At 70.0% G+C, this 23,455-nt stretch carries 22 protein-coding genes; 8 read left to right on the top strand and 14 right to left on the bottom strand.

Going from position 1 to position 23,455, the window contains the following annotated elements:
- Positions 1–5 precede the first annotated feature (5 nt).
- From pgmG to VPH46_RS02295, 3 genes are read right to left on the bottom strand one after another with little or no spacing between them, the layout of a single operon-like run.
- A complete protein-coding gene (gene pgmG / locus VPH46_RS02305; protein WP_416608542.1) occupies positions 6–1,388 on the bottom strand; it encodes a phosphoglucomutase/phosphomannomutase PgmG in 1,383 nt (460 codons plus the stop codon).
- 52 nt (positions 1,389–1,440) lie between these two features.
- Positions 1,441–1,695, bottom strand: coding sequence for a J domain-containing protein (locus tag VPH46_RS02300; RefSeq protein WP_416608540.1), 255 nt, complete (start codon positions 1,693–1,695; stop codon positions 1,441–1,443).
- Entirely contained in the window at positions 1,695–2,534 is an 840-nt protein-coding gene (locus tag VPH46_RS02295) for a division plane positioning ATPase MipZ (protein ID WP_416608538.1), read from the bottom strand. Before VPH46_RS02295 ends, VPH46_RS02300 begins: the two co-directional genes overlap by 1 nt.
- Positions 2,535–2,602: 68 nt before the next feature.
- On the opposite strand from VPH46_RS02295, the gene panC reads away from it, so the two are divergent.
- Positions 2,603–3,442, top strand: coding sequence for a pantoate--beta-alanine ligase (gene panC / locus VPH46_RS02290; protein WP_416608536.1), 840 nt, complete (start codon positions 2,603–2,605; stop codon positions 3,440–3,442).
- A 60-nt stretch (positions 3,443–3,502) separates the two neighbouring features.
- On the top strand, positions 3,503–4,204 hold the full coding sequence (locus VPH46_RS02285) for a hypothetical protein (RefSeq protein ID WP_416608534.1): 702 nt from the start codon (positions 3,503–3,505) through the stop codon (positions 4,202–4,204).
- A gap of 41 nt (positions 4,205–4,245) precedes the next feature.
- On the opposite strand, the gene dprA is transcribed toward VPH46_RS02285, so the two are convergent.
- Both dprA and plsY read right to left on the bottom strand, forming a co-directional pair.
- Positions 4,246–5,337 (bottom strand): DNA-processing protein DprA, encoded by a 1,092-nt coding sequence (gene dprA, locus VPH46_RS02280; RefSeq protein WP_416608532.1) that lies wholly within the window; start codon positions 5,335–5,337, stop codon positions 4,246–4,248.
- Positions 5,330–5,899: a glycerol-3-phosphate 1-O-acyltransferase PlsY gene (plsY, locus tag VPH46_RS02275; protein WP_416608530.1), complete on the bottom strand. Its 570-nt coding sequence runs from the start codon at positions 5,897–5,899 to the stop codon at positions 5,330–5,332. The genes dprA and plsY overlap by 8 nt, the downstream gene beginning before the upstream one ends.
- A gap of 146 nt (positions 5,900–6,045) precedes the next feature.
- Between plsY and murI the strand changes: the two genes are divergently transcribed.
- Both murI and hemA read left to right on the top strand, forming a co-directional pair.
- Entirely contained in the window at positions 6,046–6,843 is a 798-nt protein-coding gene (gene murI, locus VPH46_RS02270; protein ID WP_416608528.1) for a glutamate racemase, read from the top strand.
- 73 nt (positions 6,844–6,916) lie between these two features.
- Entirely contained in the window at positions 6,917–8,158 is a 1,242-nt protein-coding gene (hemA, locus tag VPH46_RS02265) for a 5-aminolevulinate synthase (protein ID WP_416608526.1), read from the top strand.
- Between the two features lie 206 nt (positions 8,159–8,364).
- Here the strand turns inward: hemA and VPH46_RS02260 are convergent, their stop codons facing one another.
- From VPH46_RS02260 to VPH46_RS02230, 7 genes are all read right to left on the bottom strand, one after another.
- Positions 8,365–9,303 carry a bifunctional riboflavin kinase/FAD synthetase gene (locus VPH46_RS02260; RefSeq protein WP_416608524.1) on the bottom strand — a complete coding sequence of 313 codons (939 nt, stop codon included), beginning with the start codon at positions 9,301–9,303 and terminating at the stop codon, positions 8,365–8,367.
- 130 nt (positions 9,304–9,433) lie between these two features.
- Positions 9,434–9,901 carry a dihydrofolate reductase gene (locus VPH46_RS02255; RefSeq protein ID WP_416608522.1) on the bottom strand — a complete coding sequence of 156 codons (468 nt, stop codon included), beginning with the start codon at positions 9,899–9,901 and terminating at the stop codon, positions 9,434–9,436.
- Complete coding sequence (locus VPH46_RS02250; RefSeq protein ID WP_416608811.1) at positions 9,898–10,692, bottom strand: thymidylate synthase; 795 nt, start codon at positions 10,690–10,692, stop codon at positions 9,898–9,900. The genes VPH46_RS02255 and VPH46_RS02250 overlap by 4 nt, the downstream gene beginning before the upstream one ends.
- Before the next feature lie 32 nt (positions 10,693–10,724).
- Positions 10,725–11,450, bottom strand: a complete 726-nt coding sequence (locus VPH46_RS02245) for a class I SAM-dependent methyltransferase (RefSeq protein WP_416608520.1) — start codon at positions 11,448–11,450, stop codon at positions 10,725–10,727.
- 59 nt (positions 11,451–11,509) lie between these two features.
- Entirely contained in the window at positions 11,510–12,637 is a 1,128-nt protein-coding gene (prfB, locus tag VPH46_RS02240; protein WP_129341626.1) for a peptide chain release factor 2, read from the bottom strand.
- A gap of 122 nt (positions 12,638–12,759) precedes the next feature.
- Entirely contained in the window at positions 12,760–15,270 is a 2,511-nt protein-coding gene (locus tag VPH46_RS02235) for a penicillin-binding protein 1A (RefSeq protein WP_416608518.1), read from the bottom strand.
- A gap of 81 nt (positions 15,271–15,351) precedes the next feature.
- The gene (locus VPH46_RS02230) at positions 15,352–16,239 is read right to left on the bottom strand and encodes an N-acetylmuramoyl-L-alanine amidase family protein (protein ID WP_416608516.1); all 888 of its coding nucleotides are present in this window, start codon (positions 16,237–16,239) and stop codon (positions 15,352–15,354) included.
- A 477-nt stretch (positions 16,240–16,716) separates the two neighbouring features.
- Here VPH46_RS02230 and VPH46_RS02225 point away from each other — a divergent pair, with 477 nt between their 5' ends.
- From VPH46_RS02225 to VPH46_RS02210, 4 genes are all read left to right on the top strand, one after another.
- Positions 16,717–19,497, top strand: coding sequence for an Rne/Rng family ribonuclease (locus VPH46_RS02225; protein WP_416608514.1), 2,781 nt, complete (start codon positions 16,717–16,719; stop codon positions 19,495–19,497).
- Positions 19,498–19,621: 124 nt separating this feature from the next.
- The gene (locus tag VPH46_RS02220) at positions 19,622–20,983 is read left to right on the top strand and encodes a M48 family metalloprotease (protein WP_416608512.1); all 1,362 of its coding nucleotides are present in this window, start codon (positions 19,622–19,624) and stop codon (positions 20,981–20,983) included.
- Between the two features lie 8 nt (positions 20,984–20,991).
- Positions 20,992–21,720: a DsbA family protein gene (locus VPH46_RS02215; protein WP_416608510.1), complete on the top strand. Its 729-nt coding sequence runs from the start codon at positions 20,992–20,994 to the stop codon at positions 21,718–21,720.
- 86 nt (positions 21,721–21,806) lie between these two features.
- Positions 21,807–22,100, top strand: coding sequence for a hypothetical protein (locus tag VPH46_RS02210; RefSeq protein ID WP_416608508.1), 294 nt, complete (start codon positions 21,807–21,809; stop codon positions 22,098–22,100).
- Here VPH46_RS02210 and VPH46_RS02205 read toward each other — a convergent pair.
- Together VPH46_RS02205 and VPH46_RS02200 are read right to left on the bottom strand one after the other, a co-directional pair.
- Positions 22,094–22,810, bottom strand: coding sequence for an esterase/lipase family protein (locus VPH46_RS02205; protein ID WP_416608506.1), 717 nt, complete (start codon positions 22,808–22,810; stop codon positions 22,094–22,096). The two genes, VPH46_RS02210 and VPH46_RS02205, sit on opposite strands and share 7 nt — an antisense overlap.
- Positions 22,798–23,415: a TIGR02117 family protein gene (locus VPH46_RS02200; protein ID WP_416608504.1), complete on the bottom strand. Its 618-nt coding sequence runs from the start codon at positions 23,413–23,415 to the stop codon at positions 22,798–22,800. Before VPH46_RS02200 ends, VPH46_RS02205 begins: the two co-directional genes overlap by 13 nt.
- Between the last annotated feature and the right edge of the window lie 40 nt (positions 23,416–23,455).

Raw genomic sequence — 23,455 nt, 5'->3', positions numbered from 1 at the left:
CCCGATCAGTGCGCCGCCTGCGGCCCGCGCTGAAGCCCGCTCAGCGCCAGCTGCTCGTCGATCTGCGCCATCAGCCGGTCGAGCCCTTCCTGGCTCTTGGCTTCTGCGCGCGCCACCAGCACGTCCTGAGTGTTGGACGCGCGCAGCAGCCACCAGCCGTCGGGCGTGTTGACGCGTGCGCCATCGGTGCGATTGACGTCCGCGCCGGCCGCTTCCAGCCGCTCCAGGATCTCGTCGACCACCGCGAACTTGCGGCTCTCGTCCACCTGGAAACGCATTTCCGGCGTGTTGATCATCTCGGGCATTGCAGACCGGATCTCGGTCATCGACTTGCCGATCATGTGCACCGCGCGGATCAGCCGCACCGCCGCATACGGCGCGTCGTCGAACCCGTAATAATCGTGCGCGAAGAAGATGTGGCCCGACATCTCGCCCGCGAGCGGCGAGTTGGTTTCCTTCATCTTGGTCTTGATGAGGCTGTGACCCGTCTTCCACATCAGCGGCTCGCCGCCCAGCTCCGCAATGCGGTCGTACAGCGCCTGGCTCGCCTTCACGTCGGCGATGATCGTCGCGCCCGGCAGTTCCTTCAGCACCGGCTCGGCCAGGATCGACAGCAGCTGGTCGCCCCAGATCACCCGGCCGGTGCCGTCGATCGCGCCGATACGGTCGCCGTCGCCGTCGAAGGCGATGCCGAAGTCGAGGTTCTTGTCCGCCACCAGCTGCTTGAGCGCCGCCAGGTTCTTTTCCTCGGTGGGGTCGGGATGGTGGTTGGGGAAGCGGCCGTCGATGTCGGTGAACAGCAGGTGGTGCTCGCCCGGCAGCAGCTCGGTGAGCTTCTCGATCACCCGGCCTGCCGAACCGTTGCCGGCATCCCAGCCGATCCGGTACGCGCCGCCGGCGTAGCCTGCCATCAGGCGCCCGACATAGGCGTCCTCGATGTCATAGTCGCTGACGGTGCCTTCGCCCTCTTGCCAGTCGCCCTCGGCGCCCATGCGGCCGAGCTTCTGGATGTCCTCGCCGAAGAACGGCTTGTGCTGCAGCACCATCTTGAAGCCGTTGTAGTCGGCCGGGTTGTGGCTGCCGGTGATCATGATGCCGCCGTCGACCTCCAGCGTCGCCTCGGCGTAATAGAGCATCGGCGTCGGCCCCAGGCCGACCCGCACCACGTCGACACCGCTCTGCGTCAGGCCCTGGACCAGCGCCGCCTCGAGCTCGACCGAGGACACGCGGCCGTCGCGGCCCACCGCCACGCGGGTGCCGCCGGCGCGGCGCACGATCGTGCCGAAGCCGCGGCCGATCGCGGTCGCGTCCGCCGCGCCCAGGGTTTTGCCGACCACCCCGCGGATGTCATATTCGCGCAGCGAGGTGGGGTCGAAGACGTGGCTCATGGCTTTCTCCCTGGAATTCGGTGGCGTCAGATCGCGCGACGCCGCGGAAAGTTCAATGTCGCAACCGGCCGAGCAGCACGTCGCGGGCCGCATTCACCCGACGGGTGAGGTCGGCCGATCCGCCGCGGTCGGGATGGACGGCGCCCACCAGCCGTCGATGGGCAGCGCGGATCGTCGCCTCGTCCGCGTCCGGGCCGACGCCCAGCACCTGCCGCGCCTCGGCCTCGCCCGTCAGCGCAGGCTTGCGCGGGCGCAGGTAGAGCCACAGCCCCACCAGCACCGCCGCGACCAGAAGGACCTTCAGCATCAAGCAGCGGCAGAAGGCACGACCGGGTCCGGCAGCGCCAGCCCGGCCATCATCTCGCGCAGTTCCTGGCGCGCGGCGACGTGGCTCAGCCCCATCGCACCAAACTCGCGGCTGTCGAGCATGGTCAGCCCTTTGGGGAACAGCTCGCGATAGATCACGCGCTCCGACAGCCCCGGGATCACCCGGAACCCGACGCGCTTGGAGAGCTGCTCGATCGCCTCGGACACGCGCCGCATGTTGCGCGCCTCGATGTGCTGCAGGCGGTTGCGCAGCACCACCCAGTCGATCGTCGATCCATCGGCGCGGGCGCGATGCTTGCGCGTTTCCCAGATCAGCTCCGAATAGAAGCTCGGCCGCGTGACCTTGAACGTCTCCGGGTGCACCTGCCCGATCAGGTCGAAATCGACGAAGCTGTCGTTCATCGGCGTGACGAGCGTGTCCGCGTTGGTCACGGCCATGCGCGCGAACGGATCGTCGCGGCCCGGCGTGTCGATCACCAGATAATCGGCATTCTCCGACAGACGCTCCAGCGTGTCGGTGAAGAAGTCCATGCTCTCGCCGTCATGCGTCGCATGGATCGGCATCGGCAGGGTGCCGCCCTGCCGGCGCGCGGTTTCCGCCCGGTTGTCCAGATAACGACCCAGCGTGCGCTGGCGATGGTCCAGGTCGAACGCCGCCACCCGCGCCCCCTTGGCGGCAAGCGCGATCGCGACGTGGACCGCGGTCGTCGACTTGCCCGTGCCGCCCTTTTCGTTGGCAAACACGATGACGTGCAATCCGTTTGAGGCCGTGCTCAAGGTGCCTGCTGTCCCCTGTTGGTACCCTGGTGCTGGTGCCATGGTGTTGATCCCGTGGCGGCACCCCCATAGAAGGCCGCCTTCCTATTCTTACCGGAGGCTATTGGGCCGTGCAAACCATCCGTCAGCTCGACGCGCTTCGCGACGCGCTGGCTTCTTACCGCGCCGCAGGGGAAAGCGTCGCCCTCGTTCCCACCATGGGCGCGCTTCACGACGGCCACATGGCGCTGGTCGATGCCGCGCGTCGCCGCGCCAACCGCGTGGTGGTGTCGATCTTCGTCAATCCCAAGCAGTTCGGCCCCAATGAGGATCTGGCCCGCTATCCCCGGCGCGAGATGCAGGATGCCCGCATGCTGACGGAAGCAGGCGCCGACGTCCTGTGGATGCCGTCGGTCGAAGAAATGTATCCCGCGGGCTTCGCCACCACCGTCTCGGTGTCCGGCGTCAGCGACATCCTGGAGGGTGCGCATCGGGCCGGCCACTTCGACGGCGTCGCTACGGTCGTCGCCAAGCTCTTCGGCCAGGTCCGTCCCGACGTCGCCCTGTTCGGCGAAAAGGATTTTCAGCAGCTGGCGGTAATCCGCCGCATGGCGGCCGATCTCGATCTGGGCATCGAGGTGGTCGGCGTGCCGACCCAGCGCGACGACGACGGCCTCGCCCTCTCGTCCCGCAACCTCTACCTCGATCCGGACGAGCGCCAGCGTGCCGTCGCCCTTCCCCGCGCGCTCGGCATCGCGGCGCGCACGCTGGAAAAGGGCGGGGCTGCCGACGAGGCGCTCTCCCAGGCCCGCGACATGCTCGCCCAGGCCGGGTTCGAGACCGACTATATCGCGCTGGTCGATGCGGAGACCTTGGGCGATCCTGTTCCCGGCCAGCCGATGCGGCTGCTCGCCGCCGCACGGATCGGCAACACCCGCCTGATCGACAACGTCGCCGTCCTCCCTGCCTGACCGGCACCAGCCTCCCACCGGCGCGTTCCCCACCACAGGGACAGCCGCGGGAGGCAGGATGTGCGCAATCTGGATTTCACCGACTGGCACAGCGTGCTCACCACGCTGGTCGGGCTCGCGCTCTTCACGCTGATCGGCGTCGGCACCCGGCTGGTGATGATGATGACCATCCAGCAGCGCCGGGAGCGCATGAACCGGCAGATCAACGAGCGGCTCCGCACGCTGATCGCCGCCTACAAGACGCTCGGCGGCTCGTTCACCGGGGACCTGACCGTCGATCCCACCCACCTGCGCGACCTGCGCCGCCGCAGCGATGCCGGCACCGCCACCGAGCCGATGGCGGCGCTCGACCTCACGGCAGAGCGCGCCGCCGGCTCCGAGCGCACCCGCCGCATCCGCGACGCCGTCGAGGCGGCGCTTTCCGACATCATCCTGCTCGGGACCGAGCAGCACGTCCGCCTGGCCCGGCAGGCGGTGGAGGAACTCGTCGCCGGCCATCCGGTCCACACCCATGCGCTGGTGGTGGCGTTGCGCGACTTCATCCGGGAGGCGCTGGGCCTCGATCCGATCCCCGCCGACCTCGCCATGCCGCTCCAGGGCCCCAGCCGTCCGGCCAGTTCCGGGGCGCGCGGAAAGGAAGGCGAGCGCGGCGGCAGCGGTGGTGGTGGTGGCGGCGGTGGCGGCATGGGAGGAGGCATGGGCGGCATGGGCATGGGCGGCGGCACCGCCCTTGAGGACGACGCCCGCCGTCCTCGCTCCTGATGTGACACTCCCGCGCCCGGCGACGCGTCGCTGACCTTGCCTCAGCCCGCCAGACTCGCCCGCCCGCCCGCGTGCCGCTCCAGCCGTCCCGCAAGCTCCAGCTCCAGCAGCACGATCTGCACCACGGCTGCGGGAAGCGCGGATTGGCGGACCAGCTCGTCCACGGGCACCGGCACGGGGCTGAGCAAGTCCGTCACCCGCCGCCGTTCTGGCTCGCCGGCATTCTCGGCGACCGGCTCGGCCGCATACCGGCTGCCCGGTGAGCGGACGCTGCGCGGATCGATCGGGCGCAGCATCTCGGCCACGTCAGCTGCCGACTGGATCAGCGTCGCCCCTTCCCGGATCAGCAGGTTGCAGCCCTGCGCCCGCGGGTCGAGCGGGCTGCCGGGCACCGCCATCACCTCGCGCCCTGCTTCCGCCGCGAGGCGCGCGGTGATCAGCGATCCGGACTTGGCCGCCGCCTCCACCACCACCGTTCCCTGCGACAGTCCGGCGATGATCCGGTTGCGATACGGAAAGTGCCGCGCGCGTGGCTCCGTCCCCGGCGGCTGCTCCGCGACCAGCAGGCCCCGCTCCGCCACCGCCTCCTGCAGCGCGGCATTCTCCGGCGGGAACGCGATGTCGATCCCGCTCGCGATCACCCCCACCGTACCGCCGCCGAGCGATCCCGCATGCGCCGCGGTATCGATCCCGCGCGCCAGGCCGGAGACGACGGTGATCCCCTCGCCTGCCAGCGCCTCCGCCAGCTGGCGCGCGAATCGGCAGGCGGCAGCGGACGCATTGCGCGCGCCGACCATCGCCACGCACGGTCGCGCCAGCAGCGCCAGCCTCCCGCGCAGGATCAGCGCAGGCGGCGCATTCTCGATCTCCGCCAGCAGCGGCGGATAGTCGGCATCGTCCATGAACAGATAGCGCGCGCCCAGCCGCTCGGTCCGCGCGATCTCCCGCCGCACTGCGTCCTCGGACGCGATCACCGGCGCGCGCCCGCCGCCGCGCGCGGCCAGGTGCGGCAGGGCCTCCAAGGCGGCGGTGGCGCTGCCGAAGCGCGCAACCAGCTGGCGATAGGTGATGGGGCCGACGTTCGCGGAACGGATCAGCCGGAGCCGATCGATCCGCGGGTCGGCGTCAGCCACCCTTGCGGCTGCCGACGCGGGGCTCGGTGCCGTCGAGCAGCCGCCCCAGATTCTCGCGATGCTTCCACAGCGCCACCGCGGCCATTCCAAGCAGCAGCAGGACCAGGTCGAACTGCCCGAACCAGGCGGCGCTCACCGGTGCGGAGATGCAGGCGGTCATGCCCGCCACCGAGGAGATGCGCAGCAGCGCGAGCAGCCCCAGCCACACGACCGCGAACACCAGCGCGCTCGGCCAATGGAGCGCGAGCACCACGCCCAGCATCGTCGCGACGCCCTTGCCACCGCGGAAGCCAAGCCAGACGGGATAGCAATGGCCAAGGAACGCCGTCGCCGCGGCGAACGGGCCATGGCCGGGGAACAGCCATTCGGCCAGCACCACCGCAAGCGTGCCCTTGGCGGCGTCGAGCAGCAGCGTCGCCGCCGCCAGCCCCTTGCGCCCGGTGCGCAGCACGTTGGTCGCGCCGATGTTGCCCGATCCGATCGCACGCAGGTCGCCCGCACCGAACCACCGCGCGAGCAGCAGCCCGAACGGGATCGCGCCCAGCAGATAGCCGAGCAACATTGCGCCAAGCGCCGGCGCCGATGAGAAGTCGGTTGGCAAGACTGATTTCGTACCCCTGTTGCCCCGACGCTAGGCGTTTCGGTATCGGGGCGCAACAACCTCGATCAAAGCGGGAACGTCTCTCCGCGCGCAAGGATCTGCCCCGCATGCCCGACTCCCGCCCGATTCTGTTCTTCGACTCCGGCGTCGGCGGGCTGTCGGTGCTCGCCCCCACCCAGCGGCTGCTGCCCCGCGCGCCGATCGTCTACGCAGCCGACTCGGCAGGCTATCCCTATGGCACCCGCAGCGAGGCGGAGATCGCCGCACGCGTCCCCGCGCTGCTGGGGCGGCTGGCAGAACGCTTTCAGCCGCGCCTGATCGTGATCGCCTGCAACACCGCCTCCACCATCGCGCTGCCGGCGGTGCGCGCCGCGCTCGACCTGCCCGTGGTCGGCACCGTCCCGGCCATCAAGCCCGCGGCCGAGTTGAGCCGCACGCGCGTCATCGGCGTGCTCGGCACCGAGGCGACGGTACGCCAGCCCTATGTCGACGATCTGGCCACCCGATTCGCGGCCGACTGCCGCGTCCTGCGCCACGGCTCGGCCGCGCTGGTCGCCCTTGCCGAGGCGCGGCTGCGCGGGGAGGAGGCGGAGGACGACGCCTATCGGGCCGTGCTGGCGGGCCTGCTCGACCAGCCCGGCGGTGATCGGATCGACGTGATCGTCAACGCCTGCACCCATTTCCCGCTGGTGGCGGACCGGCTGGAGGCAGCAGCCGGGCGCCCGGTGCGGTTCGTCGACGGTGGCGAGGGCATCGCGCGGCGCGTCGCCCATCTCCTCGACGGCGCCGACTGGCCCGACGCTCCGGGCGAAGGCACGGCGGTGTTCACCGGCGCCGATCCGGGGATCGACTTGCTCCGGCCTGCCCTCGCCCGCTTCGGCTTGACCCAGATCAAACTGCTGTAATCGAACGGTCCGCTCGCTCTAAACGAGGCTTTGAGAGTAGAAAAACAAGGGTCCTGTCGTTATGCAGACCGGCATGTCCAGCGACGAAACCGTTCGCGCGGTCGATTACAGCCGCGTCTTCAACCAGGCGATCGACAGGCTCCATGCCGAGGGGCGCTACCGCGTCTTCATCGACATTTTGCGCAACAAGGGCATGTTCCCCAACGCGCGCTGCTTCGCCGGGCATAACGGGCCCAAGCCGATCACGGTCTGGTGCTCCAACGATTATCTGGCGATGGGGCAGCACCCCAAGGTGATCGCCGCGATGGAAGAGGCGCTGCACGACGTCGGCGCCGGCTCCGGCGGCACCCGCAACATCGGCGGCAACACCCATTATCACATCGATCTCGAAAGCGAGCTCGCCGACCTCCACGGCAAGGAAGGCGCGCTGCTGTTCACCAGCGGCTATGTCTCCAACGAGGCGACGCTGGCGACGCTCGCCAAGGTGCTGCCCGGCTGCATCATCTTTTCCGACGAGCTCAACCACGCCTCGATGATCGCGGGCATCCGCAACTCGGGCTGCGAGAAGCGGGTCTTCCGCCACAACGACCTGGAGCACCTCGAAGAGCTGCTGGCCGAGTCGGATCCGCAGGCGCCCAAGCTGATCGCGTTCGAAAGCGTCTATTCGATGGACGCCGACATCGCGCCGATCGCGGCAATCTGCGACCTCGCCGACAAGTACAATGCGCTGACCTATCTCGACGAAGTCCATGCCGTCGGCATGTACGGCGCACGCGGCGGCGGCATTTCGGAGCGGGACGGCGTCGCCGATCGCCTCAACATCATCGAGGGCACGCTCGGCAAGGCGTTCGGCGTGATGGGCGGCTATATCGCGGCCGATCGCACGATCATCGACGTGATCCGCAGCTATGCGCCCGGCTTCATCTTCACGACCTCGCTGTCCCCGGTGCTGGTCGCGGGCGCGCTCGCGAGCGTCCGCCACCTCAAGGCGTCCTCGGTCGAGCGCGAGGGCCAGCAGGCCGCCGCCGCCAAGCTCAAGGCGATGTTCCGCGACGCCGGCCTGCCGGTGATGGACTCGACCACCCACATCGTGCCGCTGATGGTCGGCGATCCGGTCAAGGCCAAGCGCGTCAGCGACATCCTGCTCGCCGAATACGGCGTCTACGTGCAGCCGATCAACTTCCCGACCGTGCCCCGCGGCACCGAGCGCCTGCGCTTCACCCCCGGCCCCGCCCATGACGAGTCGATGATGCGCGAACTCACCGACGCGCTGGTCGAGATCTGGGGGCGCCTGGAAATGCGCCGCGCCGCCTAAGGGCGTCATCACCACGCTCGTACCCCGGCGGAGGCCGGGGCCCAGTTGGGAGCGCTACGATAGGGCGCGCTGTTCTTCGGAATCACCGATATTGGCCAGCTGCCTTCGCGGGATCTTTGTGCCCCGGTCGTGCTCCTGCGCAGGCAGGAGCCCAGGGCAACAAAGTGCGACGCCGGATACCTCTAGGCCCCTGCCCGCGCGGTGCGCTATGGGCGCCCCTGCCCCGCCAGCACCGCGCGCGCATCCTCGCAATCGCGCGCGATCTGCGCCTTCAGCGCATCCAGCCCGTCGAACCGCCACTCCGGCCGCAGATAGTCGATCAGCGCGACCTCGATCCGCTGCCCGTACAGGTCCCCGGAAAAGTCGAAGAAATACGGCTCGAGCAGCTCCAACGGCGGCTCGATCATCGGCCGGATGCCCAGGTTCGCGACCCCGTCGAGCACGCGCCCGTCCGCCAGCCGCCCGCGCACCGCATAGATGCCATAGGCGGGGCGCAGATAGCTGCCGAGCGTCAGGTTGGCGGTCGGGAAACCCAGCTCCCGCCCCAGCCGCGCGCCCGGCTCCACCACGCCCTGGATCGCGAACGGCCGGGTCAGCAGCGCCGCGGCCTCCGCAGGCTTGCCCCCCTCCAGCAACGCGCGGATGCGGCTGGACGAGACCGGCTCGCCCCCGTCCTCGACCGGTGCCACCGTGTCGACGGAAAACCCCTGCGCCGCGCCCAGCGCCGCCAGCACCGCGACATTGCCGTCGCGCCCCTTGCCGAAGGTGAAGTCGGCGCCCGTCACGACGCCGCCGATCCCCGCCAGCCCGCGCAGCCGCTCCTCCACGAACGCCGCGGCCGACAGGCTCGCGAGCGCGGCATCGAACCGGAACACCAGCATCGCATCGGCGCCGGCTTCGGCGAACAGCCGCTCGCGCTGGTCGAGCGTCGTCAGGCGGAACGGCGCGGCATCGGGCCGGAAGTGGCGGATCGGGTGCGGATCGAAGGTGGCGACGATCGCCGGCCGGCCCTCGGCATGCGCGCGCGTCACCGCCCGGCGCACCACCGCCTGGTGCCCGAGGTGGAAACCATCGAAATTGCCGAGCGCGACGATCCCGCCCCGCAACCCTGCGGGGACCGCCGAGCTGCCGTCCAGCCGCTCCATGCCCTGCGCTATAGGGAAAGCCGACGCGCAGGCAAACCATGTGCGCGTCAACGGCGGCCGCGCTCCGAACCTGCCGTGCTCCTGCGCAGGCAGGAGCCCAGGGTACCCCGCGCTACCGTTCGCGGCCTGGCTACCGCGCCAATGTTACAAAGCTATACGCCGGCCGCGCGCCCTCGGCCGGAAAGTCCTCCCGCGCCACCTCGCGCCAGCCCTCGAAAACCGGCACCACCGCATCCCCCTCGGGTGCAGCATGCACCTCGGTCAGCTCGATCCGATCGGCATGCGGCAGGAACAGCGCGAACACCTCCGCCCCGCCGATCACCGCCACCTCGCCATCGCCGGCGAGCGCCAGCGCCGCCTCCGGATCCTGCGCCACCTCGGCACCCGGTGCATGCCAGCTGCGGTCGCGCGTCAGCACGATGTGCCGCCGCCCCGGCAGCGGGCTCGGGAAACTCTCGAACGTCTTCCTGCCCATCACCATCGGCTTGCCCATGGTACCCGCCTTGAACCGCTTGAGATCGGCCGGCAGGTGCCAGGGCAGCTGCCCGTCGCGCCCGATCACGCCATTGTCGGCCCGCGCCAGGTGGAAGACGATCATACCGCGACCGGCGCCTTGATGTGCGGCTGCGCGTGGTAGTCGTGGAGCACGAAGTCCTCCAGCTCATAGCCGTCGATGCCGTCCGGCCGGCGCAGGATTTCCAGCCGCGGCAGCGCGGTGGGCGTGCGCGACAGCTGCTCGCGCGCCTGGTCCAGGTGGTTGAGGTAGAGGTGGCAGTCGCCGCCCGTCCACACGAACTCGCCGACCTCCAGCCCGCACTGGTCCGCCAGGATATGGGTCAGCAGCGCATAGCTGGCGATATTGAACGGCACGCCCAGGAAGATGTCGGCCGAGCGCTGATAGAGCTGCAGCGACAGCTTGCCGTTGGCGACATGGCACTGGAACAGGCAGTGGCACGGCGCCAGCGCCATGGCCGGCAGGTCGCCGGGATTCCAGGCGGAGACCACCATCCGCCGCGACGCCGGGTTCGCCTTCAGCGTCGCGATCAATTCGGCAATCTGGTCCAGGTGGCGGCCATCGGCCGTCTCCCAGTCGCGCCACTGCTTGCCATAGACGGGGCCGAGGTCGCCCGATTCGTCGGCCCACTCGTCCCAGATGCTGACCTTGCGCTCCTGCAGCCAGCGCACGTTGGTGTCGCCGCGCAGGAACCACAGCAGCTCGACGATGATCGAGCGCAGGTGCAGCTTCTTGGTGGTGAGCACCGGGAAGCCCGCCGAAAGGTCGAAGCGCATCTGGTGGCCGAACACCGAACGGGTGCCGACACCGGTGCGGTCCATCGTCTCCACGCCCGTGTCGAGCGCGCGCTGCATCAGGTCGAGATATTGCTGCATGCTGCCGGCGTAGCGGCTGCGCGTACGGAAGCCTAGCCTGCCTTGGGCGCTGGCGGGTTCAGCCGGCACGGGCGGATCGCGCTGGGCTCCGGCCGCGGCCCCACCGCCTGGAAGGTCGCCAGATAGCCGCCCGCGGACGGCATCGGCCGCATCGACACCTGTCGATAGCCCACCGCCTCGAACTCGCAGCGCAGCAGCGCCGGCGGCGTTCCGTGGTTCTGCGTGGCGCGGTTGGCGTCCACCACCACGACCAGCCCGTCCGGGCTTAGCGACGGCCGCAGGTGCCACAGGAACGCATAGGGCTCGGCGATCTCATGGTACATGTGCACCATCAGCACCCGGTCGAAGCTCGCCTCGGGCAGCCGCGGGTCGTCCGCCTTGCCCAGCCGTACGCTGACGTTGTCGAGCCGCTCGCGCGCCACGCGCTGCGCCAGCGCGTCGCGCACTTCGGGCACGATGTCCTCGGCCAGCACCCGGCCGTCCGGGCCGACCCGCTGGGTCAGGCGGATCGTGTAATAGCCCTCGCCCGCGCCGATGTCGGCGACTGTCATCCCCTTGGCGATGCCGGCGCCGTCCATCACTTCCTCGGCCTCGTTCAGCCGGTCGCGCGCTTCCTCGGTCGACCAGCGCGCGGACACGATGGTCGCCACCGGCCGGTCGGCCGCCGGAAAGTCGGAAGCCTTCGCCTCGGACTTGCGCTCGGGCAGCTTGGGCTCGGTCGCATCGCAGGCGCCCAGCAGCAGGGCGCACGCCGCCACCGCCGCCCCGGCCCATGCCGTGCGTCGCCTATCCAGCCCAGGCAAGACCCGCCCCACGATCAGTCGACGTCCTCCACCTCGACCGTCTCGCCGGTCACGCGCTGCGACAGCGCCGCTGCCATGAACGGGTCGAGCGCGCCGTCGAGCACGTCGCCCGGCGCGGTCGAGGTCACGCCCGTGCGCAGGTCCTTCACCAGCTGGTACGGCTGGAGGACATAGGAACGGATCTGGTGACCCCAGCCGATGTCCGTCTTGGTGGCATTCTGTGCGTTCGCGGCCGCCTCGCGCTCGGCGAGCTCCCGCTCGTACAGGCGCGCGCGCAGCTGGTTGTACGCCTCGGCCTTGTTCTTGTGCTGCGAACGCTGGTTCTGGCACTGCACCACGATGCCCGTCGGCAGGTGGGTGATGCGCACGGCCGAGTCGGTCGTGTTGATGTGCTGACCGCCCGCGCCCGACGCGCGGTACGTGTCGATGCGCAGCTCACTCTCGTTGATCTCGATGTCGATGTTGTCGTCGATCACCGGATAGACCCACACGCTCGAAAAGCTCGTGTGGCGCCGTGCTGCGCTATCGTACGGGCTGATGCGCACCAGCCGGTGGACGCCGCTCTCGGTCTTGGCGTAGCCATAGGCGTTCTCGCCCTTCACCAGCAGCGTCGCCGACTTGATGCCCGCCTGCTCGCCGGCATGATAGTCGATCAGCTCGACCTTCATGCCGCGCCGCTCGGCCCAACGCGTGTACATGCGCTGCAGCATCCCCGCCCAGTCCTGGCTCTCGGTACCGCCGGCGCCCGAGTTGATCTCGATATAGGTGTCGTTGGCGTCCGCCTCGCCGGACAGCAGCGCTTTCACCTTGTCCTGCTCGGCGCGTTCCGCCAGCTGGGCCAGGCTCTGCGTGCCCTCGTCCGCCATCTCGGCGTCACCCTCGGCATCGGCCATCTCGATCAGCTCGACCGTGTCGGACAGCTCCGCCTCGATCGCACGGGTCGCGGTGATCGCCTCGTCCAGCCGCCGGCGCTCGCGCATCACTTCCTGCGCGGCCTTGGGGTCGTTCCACAGGCTCTGGTCCTCGACGCGCGCGTTCAGCTCGTCCAGGCGGCGCAGCGCGCGGTCCCAGTCGAGGAAGCGGCGCAACAGCGCCAGCGCGTCGTTGATCTTGTCGACATGGGCTTGCGCTTCGGCGCGCATCGAAATTCTCTCCACCTTCGAAGATCCCGGATGAACCCGGGAATCTCGGGCCGCAAGGGCGGCGCTTCAATGTATCGTCAGAAAAGGAACTGCCGGCTCGGGCAGGATGGTCATCCCCGCCCCTAGTAAATGCCGCCCTCCCTTTGCAAGAAATCGCTGTCCTGCGGCGCCGCCTGCGCGCGGGGCGCTGCCTTCTGGACCGGTGCCGCCCCTTCGCCCTCGCGCGAACGACGGGCGCGACGGCGCGGCTCGCTCTCGGGCTTGAACGCTTCCCAGATCACCGATGCCTTGGGATCGGTCGTCGGCCAGGCGCCGTACACCGGCTTGCCGCTCCCGCGGTCCACCCGCACCATGCGGATGCCGGCGGGCGCGGTGAACGGCAGCTTCTCCATCCCCTCGAACGCCTTGACCGCAAACGCTTTGAAGATCGGCGCCGCCAGCGTCCCGCCCTGGGCATAGCCGCCCAGGTTCCGCGGGGTGTCATAGCCGATGTAGAGGCCGCCGATCATCTGCGGCGTGCCGCCCACGAACCACACGTCGGTCGGCCCGTTGTTGGTGCCGGTCTTGCCCATCATCGGCCGGTCGAGGTCACGCAGCGTGACGGCGGTGCCGCGCTGGACGACACCCTCGGTGATGTGGACCATCTGGTAGGCGGTCAGCGGGTCGAGCAGCTGGCGCGAACGGATCACCGGCCGCGGCATCGCCTTGCCGTCCCAGTCGCGCGCGTTGCAGCGGTCGCACGCGCGCCAGTCCTGCGGCCAGATCACCTTGCCGTGGCGGTCCTGCACGAAGTCGATGACGCTCGGCTTCAGCGCGCGGCCATGGTTCACCAGGATCGAATAGGCGTTGACCATCCGCGCGACCGTCGTCTCGCCCGCGCCCAGCGCATAGGAGAGATAGGACGGATAGCGCCCCTCGCTCACCCCCAGCCGCTGGATCAGGTCCGTGACGTTCTTCATGCCCGTCGCCGCCGCCGCGCGGACCGTCATCAGGTTACGCGACTGCTCGATGCCCCAGCGCATGGTGTGCGGCCCGGCATAGGATCCGGAGAAATTGCGGAAGCACTTGGTGCCCAGTCGCCCGCCCTGGTCCACGCAATAGGGCGCGTCGGCGATGATGGTCGCCGGAGTCATGCCCTTTTCCAGCGCGGCCGAATAGACGATCGGCTTGATGGTCGATCCCGGCTGGCGCTTGGCCTGGGTGGCGCGGTTGAACGCCTGCAGCCGCGAATCGAACCCGCCCTGCATCGCGAGGATGCGCCCGGTACGCGGCTCCTCGACCACCATGCCGCCCGAAACACGCGGAACCGAGCGGAGCGCGAAATGGCCGCCCTCGGGCGCCACGGCGATGATGTCGCCGGCCTTGAGCGCGCCAAAGGCAGCGCCGCCCTTGCCCCGCACCGGCATCTGCGCGGCCGAGCGCGGCAGCGTGCCCGTGCTGCCGTCGGCAAAGCCGATCACCGCCGAACCGCTGTCGCGCGACACCACGATGCCGGCGCGCCAGTCGCTATAGTCCAGCCCGATGTTGGTGTTGAGCAGCGCCTGCTGCCAGCGGTCGCCGTCGATCTCCACCTGCCGCACCGGGCCGGACCAGCCGCGGCCCGATTCGTAGCGGATCAGCCCGCGCCGCAGCGCGTCCTGCGCAAAGCCCTGCAGCCGCGGGTCGAGCGAGGTGCGCACCCACAGGCCGCCCGCATAGACGCTGTGCGGCCCGTCCTTGTCGTTCTCGCCGAAGCGACCGAGCAGCTGGCGGCGCACTTCCTCGATGAAATAGCCGCCGACGCGCTCGAACCGCGGCGTCTGGCGAGGCGTCGTGCCGAGCGGCTGGGCGACGGCACCGTCATGCTGCCCTTGGGTGATGAAGCCGTTGCGGAGCATCTCGCCCAGCACCCAGTTGCGCCGGGCGATGGCGCGATCGTACCCGCGCTCGGGCGTGTAGTTGGACGGTCCCTTCGGCAGGATCGCCAGATACGCCATCTGCGCCAGCGACAGCTGCTCCAGGTCCTTGTCGAAATAGGCGTGGCTCGCCGCCTCGACGCCGAACGCGTTCCGGCCGAGCGCGATCTGGTTGAGGTACAGCTCCAGGATCTGCTGCTTGGTCAGCACGTCCTCGATGCGATAGGCGAGAAACGCCTCCTTCGCCTTGCGGACGTAGCTCACCTCGTTGCTCAACAGCAGGTTCTTGGCCACCTGCTGGGTGATGGTCGAGGCGCCGATCGGGCGGCCGTCGTTGCGCAGGTTGGTCAGCATCGCGCTGGCGATGCCGGGATAGTCGACGCCGTGATGCTCGAAGAAGGTGCGGTCCTCGGCAGCCAGGAACGCCTTCACCAGCAGCGGCGGATATTCGGCATAGGAAAGCTCGACCCGGCGCTCGCGGGCATAGCTGTGAATCGGCGTTCCCTCGATGCCACGCACGTTGGTGGGCAGCGGCGGCTCATAGCTGCGCAGCGCCTCCACCGACGGCAGGGTGCGGATCAGGAAGAACCAGATCACCACCATCGCCAGGCCCGCGAGCAGCGCGGCCCAGGCGAGCAGGCGGAACCACCAGCGGCGCCGGATGCGGCGGAAACGGGCGCGCCGACCCTCGGGCGCGGGTTCTGGGCGGGCGGTCGCGGGATCGAAAGCGGCACTCATCGGCCGCGCGATGTAGCAGGTTTGGACCGCCGTGCCAGCAGCTTGGCCGCCCGGCGCCGGTCGACCCGTCCCGCCCGGACGTCAGCGCGCGGCCAGCCGGCGCGCGAAATGCACCTCCACCGCACGGCGCACGCTCTCGGCAAGGGCGCGCCTGCCCGAGTCCGAATTCAGCCGCTTGGCGTCGTCTTCGTTGGAGATGTATCCCGTCTCGAACAGGATCGACGGCATGTCCGGCGCCTTCAGCACCATCAGCGATGCCATGCGGTGATAATTGGGCTTCAGCGGCACCAGCGGCTTGGCCTCGCGGCCGAGAAGGCGAGCGAAACCGGCCGAGGCGTTCATGGTCTCGCGCTGAGTGAGGTCGATCAGGATCGACGAAATGTCGGCCGAGGCATCGGCCAGGTCGACGCCCGCCAGGATGTCCGCCTTGTTCTCGCGCGCGGCCAGGCGGGCCGCCTCGCGATCGGAGGCGACTTCGGACAGCGTGTAGATCGACGCGCCCGATGCGCCCTGGTTCTCCGCGCTGTCGCAATGCACCGAAATGAAGAGGTCGGCGCCCAGCCGGCGGGCGATGCCGAATCGCTCCTGCAGGATCAGGAACTCGTCGCGGTCGCGGGTCAGCGCCACGCGCACCCGGCCGGACGCCAGCAGCCGGTCGCGCATTTCGCGCGCGAGCTTCAGCGTCAGGTCCTTTTCGCGCAGGCCCCCGTCCCAGGACGCCAGCGCGCCGGGATCATGGCCGCCATGGCCCGCATCGATCACCACCAGCGGCCGCCCCGCCACGCCCTCGATGCGCGGCAGGCGCCCGGCCTTGCGGGCGGCCGGCACGGTCATCCGCGCCCGGGCCGCATCGCCTCCCGGCGGCGGCGCTGCGGTTGCGGCCAGTGGCGACGCCAGCAGCGCGAGCGCGGCGGCGCAGAGCCCGGCGGTGCGAAGGGTGGGTCCGAACCCGGCCCAGCGTGAAATCATAAGCCTACTCGTTGTCCGCGTGCAGTCTTGCCGGGGGCACACCCCCTTGCCCGAGCGATGGTGAAAGCATCGGGTTAAAGTCTTCCTAAGCCTGTCTGCCGATGCAAGCCACGTGCGGCCGTCAGGTGCCGTAGCGCGCTGTTGCCGCATCGCAACGGCAATGCTACGCATCGGACACGCCGTTTGTCGTCCGCTGGACGGCCGGCGCTCCCACACCCGCCCGCCGCATCTGCGCCGACCAGCGGGGAAACCAGGTTGACGCTCGCATGAGGCATGTTCCGTCCCGTTCCAGCAGCACCGCGACAGGCGGACGCTGGTCGGTGACGTTTGGCCCGGACCACCGGTCCGGCCATGCCCGTGCGGCAGAGGCATTCATCGACCCATGCAGCGCCGCCGCGGATCCCGATCCGCCCGGCAGCGCCGCCCATGGCGCGCCGCGCCGGCCCCAGGCCGCCCGCCGCGCCCGGAGACTTTTCAATGACCACGCGTATGCTGATCGACGCACGCCACCGGGAGGAAACCCGCGTGGCTGTCGTCAAAGGGAACCGGATCGAGGAGTTCGACTTCGAATCCGCTGAGCGCAAGCAGCTCAAGGGCAATATCTATCTCGCCAAGGTGACGCGCGTGGAGCCGTCGCTCCAGGCCGCGTTCGTCGAGTACGGCGGCAATCGCCACGGCTTCCTGGCCTTCTCCGAAATCCACCCGGACTATTACCAGATCCCCAAGGAGGATCGCGAGGCGCTGCTGCGCGAGGAGGCCGAGCACGCCGCCGAGGAAGCCGCCCTGCGCGCCCGTGAGGACGACGAGGACGAGGACGAGGAAGGCTACGACGACGAAGACGCGATCGCGCTGGACGCGGACGGCGACGTCGACGTGCTGGAGCACGACGAGGACGAGCACGACGAGGACGCGGGCGAAGACGCCGGCGACGAGGAAGGCGCGCCTGCGCCCTCCAGCCGCAAGCGCAAGCGTCGCGGCGGTGGCGACGATGCCGCCGTGGACGCGCTGCGCCAGCGCCGCATGAACCTGCGCCGCCGCTACAAGATCCAGGACGTGATCCGCCGCCGCCAGGTGCTGCTGGTCCAGGTCGTCAAGGAAGAGCGCGGCAACAAAGGCGCGGCGCTGACCACCTATCTGTCGCTCGCCGGCCGCTACTGCGTGCTCATGCCCAACACTGCGCACGGCGGTGGCATCAGCCGCAAGATCAGCTCGTCGTCCGACCGCAAGCGGTTGAAGTCGATCATGTCCGAACTGCAGCTGCCGCCCAGCATGGGCTGCATCGTCCGCACCGCCGGGCTTCAGCGCACCAAGACCGAGATCAAGCGCGACTTCGACTATCTCGCCCGCGTGTGGGACGGCATCCGCGAACAGACGCTGCACTCGACCGCACCCGCACTGGTCTATGGCGACAGCGACCTGCTGAAGCGCGCGATCCGCGACATCTACAACCGCGACATCGAGGAAGTGATCGTCGAGGGCGAGGACGGCTATCGTCAGGCCCGCGAGTTCATGAAGCTGCTGATGCCGAGCCATGCGCGCAAGGTGAAGCAGTACGCCGACGCCGTGCCGCTGTTCCAGCGCGCAGGCGTCGAGGACCAGCTGGCGGCCATGTACAACCCGGTCGTCCAGCTGAAGTCGGGCGGCTACCTGGTCATCAACCCGACCGAGGCGCTCGTCTCGATCGACATCAACTCCGGCCGCTCGACGCGCGAGCACAACATCGAGCAGACCGCGACCGCGACCAACCTGGAAGCGGCGCAGGAAATCGCCCGCCAGCTGCGCCTGCGCGACATGGCCGGACTCGTCGTCATCGACTTCATCGACATGGACCATGGGTCCAACGTCCGGAAGGTCGAGAAGGCGATGAAGGAAGCGCTCAAGAACGACCGCGCGCGCATCCAGGTCGGCCGCATCTCCGCCTTCGGCCTCATGGAAATGAGCCGCCAGCGCCTGCGCACCGGCGTGCTGGAAGCCTCCACCCGCACCTGCCCGCACTGCGAGGGTTCGGGCCTGGTCCGCACCGCGTCGTCCGCCGGCCTTTCGGCGCTGCGCATGATCGAGGACGAGGCCGCCCGCGGCCGCGGCTCCGAACTGCTGCTGCGCTGCAGCCAGGAAGCCGCTTTCTACGTCCTCAACAAGAAGCGCGCCGACATCGCCGAGATCGAGGATCGCTACGGCGTAAGCGTCGAGGTCGCGGCGGACGGCACGCTCGAGGGCGCGCGCATGACGGTCGAGGCCGCCGGCCCGCCCCCGGCCTATCCGCCCAAGATCGCGCCCCTGCTCGAGCTGCCCGAGGACGAGTTCCTCGACGAGATCGAGGACGAGGAGGAGCTGGACGAAGCCGAGGAGGCGACCGAGGCCCGCGAGGAACAGCCGCAGCGTCGCCGCGACGAGGACGAAGGCGAAGGCCGCAAGCGCCGCCGTCGCCGTCGCGGTCGCCGCGGTCGCAACCGCGAGGAAGGCGACAGCGGCGAGGCCGAGGACGCCGGTGCCGAGGTCGCGGACACCGACGAGGAAACCGAGGTCGAGGTCGAGGCACTCGACGAAGCCGAGGCAACCCCTGCGAGCGAAAGCGAAGCCGGTGGCGAAGGCCGTCGCCGTCGTCGCCGTGGCCGTCGTGGCGGTCGCCGCAGCGACGCACCGGCAGCGGCTGGCGAAACCGAGACCGCGCAGGACGAGGCTCCGGTCGAGACCGGCGCGCCTGCCGAGGAAGCGCCGGTAGAGGCCGCGGCGGAACCGGCTCCGGCCGAAGCCCCCGCCGAGCCAGTCGCCGAGGCTCCGACACCGGTTGCGGAAGAGGCACCTGCCAAGCCCAAGCGCACGCGTCGCCGTCCGTCGGCACGCCCTGCCGAGGCGGCAGCGGTCGAGGCGGCTCCCGCCCCGGCAGTCGAGGCTCCCGCTCCCGAGGCCGAGGCTCCCGCCGCCGAGGAAGCGCCCAAGCCCAAGCGCACCCGCCGCCGCAAGGCAGCGGAGCCTGCCGCCGAGGCTGAGGCCCCGGCACCGGTCGAGGCAGCGACCCCGGCTCCGGTCGAGGAAGCACCGGCCAAGCCCAAGCGCACCCGTCGCCGCAAGGCAGAGCCCGCAGCCGAGGCCGAAGCAGCAGCGCCTGCAACCGAGGCCGCCCCCGAGCCTGCCGCGCAGCCGGAAGCCGCACCGGCGGAGACCGACGCCGACGCCGCCCAGGCCGACGCTTCGTCCGAAGCGACCGAGGGCGCCACGCCGCGCCGCGGCTGGTGGCAGCGCACCTTCGGCGCATAAGCCATGCGGCCCCTCCCGCCCGCCACGGCGGGAGGGGCTCGCTTCACCATCGGTTCAGCCGCACATCGCCAGCAGCGCGTTGCCGGCATTGAACCTAGCGCCGGCATTGCCGATAAGGACTGCCATGAAGCGCATCCTCGCAGGCCTCGCCACCGCGCTCCTCGTCTGCGCGCAGCCGGCCGCCGCCCAGTCGATCCTGCGCGATGCGGAAACCGAGTCGCTGCTCGCCGACATGGCGCGGCCGATCGCCGTCGCCGCCGGGCTCGACCCGAAGAACTTCACCGTCGTTCTGCTCAACGATCCAAGCGTCAACGCCTTCGTGGCGGGCGGCCAGGCAGTCTATCTGCACTCCGGCCTCATCGACGAAGCCGACAACATCAACGAAGTGCAGGGCGTCGTCGCGCACGAGGTCGGCCACATCGTCGGCGGCCATGTCGCGCTCGCCGGCCGCGGGGCCGGCCCCGCCACCAGCATTTCGATCCTCAGCCTGCTGCTCGGCGTCGCCGCCGTGGCCGCGGGCGCGGGCTCGGCTGGAGCCGGCATCCTCGCCGCCGGCCAGCAGGCAGCACTCGGCAATTATCTCGCCTTCAGCCGCACGCAGGAAACCTCTGCCGACGCCGCCGGCGCCCGCTATCTCGGCGCCGCCGGGGTTAATGGCGCGGGCATGCTGTCCTTCTTCAAGAAGCTCCAGAACATGGAGTACCGCCTCGCGATCCCGCAGGAGAACAGCTACAACCGCACCCATCCCTTGAGCGGCGAGCGCATCAGCGCGCTCACCGCAGATCTTCAGGCGCAGCCCGCCTGGGGCAAGCCGACCGATCCCGCGCTCCAGGAACGCTTCCTGCGCGTCCAGGCGAAGCTGCGCGGCTACGTCAACGATCCCAAGGAAACGCTGCGCCGCTACCCCGCCAGCGACAACAGCATCCCGGCCCATTACGCCCGCGCCTATGCCTATCACCTGACGGGCTATCCCGATCAGGCGCAGCAGGAGACCGCCGCCCTGGTCAAGGCCAAGCCGCACGACCCCTACTTCCTGGAACTCCAGGGGCAGATCCTCCTGGAGTCCGGCCGTCCCGCAGACGCGCTCGCGCCGCTGCGCGAAGCCACCCAGCGCACCAATGCGCAACCGCTGATCGCCGCCACCTTCGGGCACGCACTGATCGCGACCGAGGATCCCGCCCACCTGGCCGAGGCCGAGAAGGTGCTGCGCCAGGCAGTCGGCCGGGATCGCGAAAACCCGTTCGCCTGGACCCAGCTTGCCACCATCTACGAGCGCAAGGGCGATCAGCCGCGCGTGGCGCTTGCCATGGCGGAGCGGGCGAGCCTGATCGGGGAGCCGCAGATAGCGCTTGCCAGCGCCCGCGCCGCCGTCGCCGGCCTGCCCGAGGGAAGCTCCGAGCGGCTCCGCGCGCAGGACATCCAGATGATCGCGCAAAACGAACTCGACGAGCGCAAGCACAACCGCCGGCGCCTTTCCGCGCAATAAGGACCCCGATGCCGCGTAATCCTCTTCTCGCCTTCGGCGCGCTGCTGCTTGCCGCGCTCCTGGGTGCCGCCGCCTTCGCGCTGCTGCAGCCGCTCCTTCCCGGCAGCGGCCGCGCTCGCACCGAGGCGATCGTCCGCGACTATGTGCTCTCGCACCCCGAGATCCTGCCGGAAGCGATGCAGAAGCTCCAGGAGCGCGAGGTGGGCAAGGCCGTCGCCGCCAACCGCAGCGGCATCGAGACGCCGTTCGCCGGCGCCTGGGCGGGCAATCCCCAGGGCGACGTCACGCTGGTCGCCTATATGGACTATGCCTGCGGCTATTGCCGCGCGAGCCTGCCGGCCATCGACAAGCTGCTCGCCGACGATCCCAAGGTCCGCATCGTCTACCGCGAGCTGCCGATCCTGAGCCCCGGCAGCCGCACCGCCGCCGAATGGGCGCTCGCCGCTGCCGAACAGGGCAAGTTCCGCCCCTTCCACGCCGCGCTCTATGCCGAGCAGGATCTCGGCGAGGATGCGATCGCGCGCGCCGCGGCCAAGGCCGGGCTCGACGTCGCACGCGCGCGTGCCGCCATCGCCTCGCCGACCATCGCGCAGGAGATCGCGCGCAACCTGCAGCAGGCAGGACAACTCGGCGTCACCGGCACCCCCACCTGGGTGGTCGGCGACCAGATGCTGAGCGGCGCGGTCGGCTATGAAGGGCTTTCCGCGGCAGTCGCAAAGGCACGCGCGGCCGCCTGATCCAACCGCCGCATCGCCCCTGCCGCCCGGGCGTTATGCTGCTAGGGTCGTCTCGCCGCGCCGCGGCCCCACGAGGAGCTGTTCCCATGCGTTTGTCCCCGCGCCTGATCGTTCCCCTGGCCATGGTGCCGCTGCTGGCCGGCGGCTGCGTCGCCAAGACTGCTTGGGACGTCGCCACCGCACCGGTGCGCGTCGGTTCTCAGGTGGTCGACTGGACCACCACCAGCCAGGACGAGGCCGATCGCAACGCCGGCCGCAAGCTGCGCAAGCAGCAGGCCGAGGAAGAACGCCAGCGCCGCAAGGAAGAGAAGCGCGCCCGCGAGGAGGAAAAGCGCGCCCGCGAAGACGCCGAGCGCATCCAGCGCGACCAGCCCTACTGATCGGCACCCTCCGCCAGGATGCTGGCGATCGCCCGGAGCACGTCGGGCCGCAACTGAACGCCCAGGTGGCTGCTGCGGATCTCGATCGCGCGGCAGTCGTCGCTCCGGCACGCGAGCCCGTTCACCAGCCCATCGCTCCGGCTCCAGATCGCGGTGGCGGGCACCGGCAGCGGACTTCGCACCAGTTCCGCCAGCGCCAGCGTCTCCGCCGCATCGATCCGGTCGCCGGTGATCCGCTGATAGGCACGCCACACCCGCGTCGCACGCGCGGGCCCCGCATAGGGGGAGGAAACGGTGATCACCTCCCGCACTCGGCCCGGCATGCGGTGCGCGGCCAGCCGCGCCATGATCCCGCCCAGGCTGACGCCGATCAGCGTGACGGGCGCACCTGCCCCTTCGGCCAGTTCGTCCACCCGCGCGAACAGCCGCTCGCCCTCCGCACCGATGGTCCGGCGACCCAGGTTGCGCTCCAGCCCCCAGCCGCTCGCCCGGTAGCCGAGCGCCGTCAGATGACGGACCATCATCAGGTTCGATCGATCGGAATTGAACAGCCCGGGCAAAACCATCACGGGCCGACCATCGCCGGCGCTACCGGTCACCAGCGCTCGCCATTCGATCGCCAGCTGCGCCACACCCCAGGCGGCGCGCGGCCATTCGACCAGCGTGTGGCGAAGCGGCGGCGGCCCCAGCGGCGGCCTCACCGCAGCCACGGCATCACCGTTGCCGAAAACGGCGTCCACGCCCCCATGCGCACGCCCGCATGGCGCAGCGCCTCACCGGTCCAGCTGTTGCAGGTGCGGATCGCGTTGTAGCGGCCGTGCGCCGCGTAAAAGGCGTCCGACCGCCCATAGCCCGGCACGCTTCCGGCGCGCCCGTCCGGGCCCACTGCAAAGCTTCCGCGAATGAAGCCGGCCAGCCGGCGATACTCCTCGGGCCGCAGCAGCACGGACCGGACGCTCGCCTCCTCCACGGGCTCTGCGAGATGGCCGACATGGAGCACCGTGTCCTCGCTGCCGACTGCCGCGCGCAGCACCGTCTTCGGGCTCAGCTCGCCCCAGGTCGGCGTGCCGATATAGAAGGCGCGATCCCCCCAGCCAATCGACAGGTGGCTGTGCCCGGCAAAGCGCGGGTCGCGCAGGTCCTGCGGCCGTACCAGATCCCGCCAGTCCACCCCCTCCGCCGCTACCGGCACGATGATGCTGGTGTGGATGCCATTGTCCTCCACCCAGACGCGCACGCCTGCCTCGGGCGGCACCCAGCCGCGGTTGAGCGCAAAGGCGCCGCCGACCAGCCCCGCCACGCCATAGCCGACCACCAGCGCGCCCAGCCATGCCAGCAGGAGCAGCAGGCCGCGC

Source organism: Sphingomonas sp. MJ1 (PH-R8), from assembly GCF_048058635.1.
In the GTDB taxonomy this organism is placed as follows: domain Bacteria; phylum Pseudomonadota; class Alphaproteobacteria; order Sphingomonadales; family Sphingomonadaceae; genus Sphingomonas.
This window is presented reverse-complemented; position numbering and strand designations above follow the sequence as displayed.

What these genes read in the sequence shown, in the direction of transcription:
- pgmG (WP_416608542.1), bottom strand. Translation starts at nt 1,388, where the DNA reads ATGAGCCACGTCTTCGACCCCACCTCGCTGCGCGAATATGACATCCGC.
- VPH46_RS02300 (WP_416608540.1), bottom strand. Translation starts at nt 1,695, where the DNA reads ATGCTGAAGGTCCTTCTGGTCGCGGCGGTGCTGGTGGGGCTGTGGCTC.
- VPH46_RS02295 (WP_416608538.1), bottom strand. Translation starts at nt 2,534, where the DNA reads ATGGCACCAGCACCAGGGTACCAACAGGGGACAGCAGGCACCTTGAGC.
- plsY (WP_416608530.1), bottom strand. Translation starts at nt 5,899, where the DNA reads ATGTTGCTCGGCTATCTGCTGGGCGCGATCCCGTTCGGGCTGCTGCTC.
- murI (WP_416608528.1), top strand. Translation starts at nt 6,046, where the DNA reads ATGCCCGACTCCCGCCCGATTCTGTTCTTCGACTCCGGCGTCGGCGGG.
- hemA (WP_416608526.1), top strand. Translation starts at nt 6,917, where the DNA reads ATGTCCAGCGACGAAACCGTTCGCGCGGTCGATTACAGCCGCGTCTTC.
- VPH46_RS02260 (WP_416608524.1), bottom strand. Translation starts at nt 9,303, where the DNA reads ATGGAGCGGCTGGACGGCAGCTCGGCGGTCCCCGCAGGGTTGCGGGGC.
- VPH46_RS02255 (WP_416608522.1), bottom strand. Translation starts at nt 9,901, where the DNA reads ATGATCGTCTTCCACCTGGCGCGGGCCGACAATGGCGTGATCGGGCGC.
- VPH46_RS02250 (WP_416608811.1), bottom strand. Translation starts at nt 10,692, where the DNA reads ATGCAGCAATATCTCGACCTGATGCAGCGCGCGCTCGACACGGGCGTG.
- prfB (WP_129341626.1), bottom strand. Translation starts at nt 12,637, where the DNA reads ATGCGCGCCGAAGCGCAAGCCCATGTCGACAAGATCAACGACGCGCTG.
- VPH46_RS02235 (WP_416608518.1), bottom strand. Translation starts at nt 15,270, where the DNA reads ATGAGTGCCGCTTTCGATCCCGCGACCGCCCGCCCAGAACCCGCGCCC.
- VPH46_RS02230 (WP_416608516.1), bottom strand. Translation starts at nt 16,239, where the DNA reads ATGATTTCACGCTGGGCCGGGTTCGGACCCACCCTTCGCACCGCCGGG.
- VPH46_RS02225 (WP_416608514.1), top strand. Translation starts at nt 16,717, where the DNA reads ATGACCACGCGTATGCTGATCGACGCACGCCACCGGGAGGAAACCCGC.
- VPH46_RS02220 (WP_416608512.1), top strand. Translation starts at nt 19,622, where the DNA reads ATGAAGCGCATCCTCGCAGGCCTCGCCACCGCGCTCCTCGTCTGCGCG.
- VPH46_RS02215 (WP_416608510.1), top strand. Translation starts at nt 20,992, where the DNA reads ATGCCGCGTAATCCTCTTCTCGCCTTCGGCGCGCTGCTGCTTGCCGCG.
- VPH46_RS02210 (WP_416608508.1), top strand. Translation starts at nt 21,807, where the DNA reads ATGCGTTTGTCCCCGCGCCTGATCGTTCCCCTGGCCATGGTGCCGCTG.